The organism is Falsiroseomonas sp. (assembly GCF_041690465.1).
Classification (GTDB): Bacteria; Pseudomonadota; Alphaproteobacteria; order Acetobacterales; family Acetobacteraceae; genus Falsiroseomonas.
Genome location: NZ_JAWLHG010000098.1, coordinates 1 through 3,663, shown reverse-complemented (window position 1 = coordinate 3,663; position 3,663 = coordinate 1). Strand labels below are relative to the sequence as shown.

The window sequence follows — 3,663 nt, the reverse complement described above, 5'->3', positions numbered from 1 at the left end:
GAAGTTGCGCGAGAGCGTGGCCAGCGCCCCGACGCGCAGGGCCTGCCGGCCGCCGCCGGTCTCGCGCAGGGTGGCGGTGAGGTCTTCGGCGGTGCGGAAAATCGCCTCGGCATGGTCGAGCGCGATGCGCCCGGCCTCGGTCAGCACGAGGCCGCGCCCGCGCCGCTCGAACAGGTCGTGACCGAGCGCGGCTTCGAGCGTCTTGATCTGGGTCGACAATGCCGATTGCGACAGGTTCAGCCGCCGCGCCGCGCCGGTGAGGGTTCCGTCCATCGCAACGGCGCGGAACAGCCGCAGGTGGTGGAGATTGAGACGGGACATACTTCTAGCCAGTAGAACGATTGGTGATAATATATGTAATTTTATAGAAGCAGCGCAACCGGTATCCCCGCGGCAACCCGCCCGAACCGGAGATTGCGCGATGATATCCCTTCCCCCCCTCGGCCTGCTGGCGCCGATCCTGTTTCTCGCCCCCGCGGCGCTGGCACTGGTTCGCCCCGGCCCGCGCCCGAAGCATCTGCCGCGCCTCGCCGAAACCGCCGCGCTGGCGGCGCTGGCGCTGGCGCTGGCCGGGGTGGCGCAGCTGCTGCTCGCCGGGCCCTCCACCGTCGCGCTCGGCGATGGCGCCCTGCGGCTCGCGATCCGGCTCGACGCGATCAGCGCGACGATGACCCTGCTGGTCGCCTTCGTCGGTTGGGTTGTGATGCGCTACGGGCGCAGCTACCTCGACGGCGCGGCGCGCGAGGGGGCGTTTCACGGCTTCATGTCGCTCACGCTGGCGGCGGTGCTGGTGCTGGTGCAGGCGGGCAGCCTCGCGGTGCTGATCCTGGCCTTCTTCGCGGTCGGGCGCGCGCTGCGGCGGCTGCTCCTGTTCCACGGCGAGCGGGCCGAGGCGCGACGGGCGGCGGCGAAGCTGGCGCTGGTCTGGGGCATGGGCGACGTGGCGCTGGTGCTGGCCTCGGCGCTGCTGTGGTGGGCCTTCGCCACCGCCGATCTTGCCGCCCTCGGCGCCGCCGCGCGCGACGGCTTGCCGCTCGCGGCGCAGGTCGGGGTGGTCTTGCTCGTGATCGCGGCGCTGCTCAAGACCGCCTCGTTCCCGATGCACGGCTGGCTGACCGAGGTGATGGAGGCGCCGACGCCGGTCTCGGCGCTGCTGCATGCCGGGATCATCAACGCCGGCGGCTTCCTGTTGATCCGGCTCGCCGAGGTGGTTCAGGCCAGCCCCGGCGCGATGGCCGCCCTGCTCATGCTGGGGGGGATAACGGCGCTGTTCGGCGCGGTGGTGATGCTGACCCAGAGCGCGGTGAAAACGGCGCTGGCGTGGTCGACGGTAAGCCAGATGGGCTTTCTGTTGATGCAGATCGGGCTCGGGCTGTGGCCGCTGGCGGTACTGCATATCGTCGCCCATTCGCTCTACAAGGCGCATGCCTTCCTGTCCTCGGGCGGGGCGGTGACGGCGGTGGCGCAGCTGCGGCGTCCCGGCCCGGTCGCGGTGCCGGGGATCGCGGCGGTGATCCGGGCCTTCGCGCTCGCGCTGGTGCTCTACGCGGTCGTTGCCACCGGGTTCTCCGTGCTGGTCGGACCGAAATCGGCGCAGGGGCTCAGCCTTGGCGCGATCCTTATCTTCGGCGTGGCCTACCTTGTGGCACAGGGGCTTGCCGATACCGCGCCGCGGGCACTGACCCGGCGCACGGTCAGGGCCGCCTTCGCCGCGGCAGTGGCCTATTTCGGCTTCCACGCCGCCGCCGGGGCGCTCTGGGGGCCGCATCTGCCCGCCCCGCCCGCGCCCGGACCGCTGGAATGGGCGTTGATCGCGCTGGCGGTGCTGTCCTTTGCCGTGGTCGCCGTGGGGCAGGCGCTGTTTCCGCTCTGGGCGCATCACCCGTCGACGGCCGGGATCAGGGTGCACCTGGCCAACGGCCTCTATGTCAACGCGGTCTTCGATCGTCTGATCGGCGGGCTGCGCGTCGTGAAATCGCGCTGAACGAAAGGGTTCTGCCATGTTCCTCAAGCACAAGACGATCGCGCCCGCCCGGGTATCGAGCCTGCTGGTGGCCGCCGAGGCCGCGGCGCGGGCGATCCCGCCGGCCTTCCCGCTGGATGCGACGGTGGCGGTCAACCCGTTCCTTGGCCAATCGGGGGAGGATCTCGCCACCGCCTCGGCCCGGCTTGCCCGCGTGGCCGGGGTGCGGCTCACCCGGCCGCGGGCGGACTACGCCGCCGAGGTGGCGGCGGGGCGCATCACCGACGACGATCTCGCCGCCGCGCTGATCGCCAGCACGTCGCCCCTCAAGCCGGTGGACCTGGCGCTGCTGAAGGCGAAGCTGGCCAGGGAACGGCCGGCGCCACGGGCCTTGCCGAGCATCGCCGATCTCGCCGCCGAGGCGACCGGGATCGACTGGCCGGCGATCCTCGCGCGCGCCTTCGGGCTTTGGGCGGCGGGGCATTTCGACCGCGGCCAGGCGCTCTGGACGCCGGCGCCGGGGCGCTCGGCCTTCGCCGCCTGGCGGGAATGGGCGACGCATGATCTTGCGCCCGAGATCGCCGGGCTCACCGGGTTCTGCGCGCATGTGGCGGCGGCCCCCGACACCGCAGAACGGGCGATCCTGCGCGCGGCGGAGGGTCTCGGCATCACCGACGCGGCGGCCGAAACCGCCTTTCACCGGCTGTTGATGGATCTCGGCGGATGGGCGCAGCACGCGCGCTGGCTGCTCTGGCAGGCCGAGCTTGCGGGCGGGTCCGACACCACGATCACCGACCTGATCGCGATCCGGCTGATCTGGGAGGAGGCGCTGCTGGAGCACTGCCCGGACGTTGCCGAGGCCTGGGCCGACGTGTGCGCCGCGCATGCCGAACCGGTCGCGCCCGGACCCGACGAGGCGCTCGACGCGATCCTGCAGGATGCCGCCGAGAGGGCCGGGCAACGGCGGCTGGCGGCGGCGCTGCCCGGCGCGGGGGGGACGAGTGATCGCCCCGCCGTGCAGGCGGCGTTCTGCATCGACGTGCGCTCGGAGGTGTTCCGCCGCGCGCTGGAGGCGCAGGATGCGGGCGTGCGCACGCTCGGGTTCGCCGGGTTCTTCGGCCTGCCTGTTTCGCATCGCGCGCATGGCTCCGACATCGCCGAGGCGCACCTGCCGGCGCTGCTGACGCCCGGCCTTGCCACCTGCAGCCACGTCGCACCGGAGGCGGAGCAGGGGGCGCGGATCGCCGCGCGGGCGTCGCGCGCCTGGGGCCGGTTCCGGCAGGCGGCGGTGTCATCCTTCGCCTTCGTCGAGGCGGCGGGGCCGACCTATGCCTGGAAACTGGTGAAAGACGCGCTCGGGCGCGGCGGCAAGGGGCTGGCGACCGGCCCCGCGCCCCGGTTCGAGACCGGGCTGAGCCCGGCCGAGAAAGCCGCCACCGCCGCCGCCGCGCTCAAGGCCATGAGCCTGACCCGGGGCCATGCCCGGCTTGTCCTGCTGATCGGGCACGGCGCCCAGCTGGTGAACAATCCGCATGCCAGCGCCTATCATTGCGGCGCCTGCGGCGGGCAGACCGGCGAGGTTTCGGCCCGCCTGCTCGCCAGCCTGCTCAACGATCCCGAAACCCGCGCGGGATTGCCCGCCGAGGGGATCGACCTGCCGGCCGACACGCGCTTTGTCGCCGGGCTGCACGACACCACGA

General features: G+C 72.6%; 3 protein-coding genes. 2 read left to right on the top strand and 1 reads right to left on the bottom strand.

All coding sequences use genetic code 11. From position 1 onward, the window contains the following. On the bottom strand, positions 1–321 hold a 321-nt coding region (locus ACESM1_RS30225), incomplete at its 3' end, for a LysR family transcriptional regulator (protein WP_372625102.1). Between the two features lie 100 nt (positions 322–421). On the opposite strand from ACESM1_RS30225, the gene ACESM1_RS30220 reads away from it, so the two are divergent. Together ACESM1_RS30220 and ACESM1_RS30215 are read left to right on the top strand one after the other, a co-directional pair. Next, positions 422–1,984 (top strand): proton-conducting transporter membrane subunit, encoded by a 1,563-nt coding sequence (locus tag ACESM1_RS30220; protein ID WP_372625100.1) that lies wholly within the window; start codon positions 422–424, stop codon positions 1,982–1,984. A 16-nt stretch (positions 1,985–2,000) separates the two neighbouring features. Next, the coding region (locus tag ACESM1_RS30215; RefSeq protein WP_372625098.1) for a putative inorganic carbon transporter subunit DabA at positions 2,001–3,663 on the top strand (1,663 nt) is incomplete at its 3' end.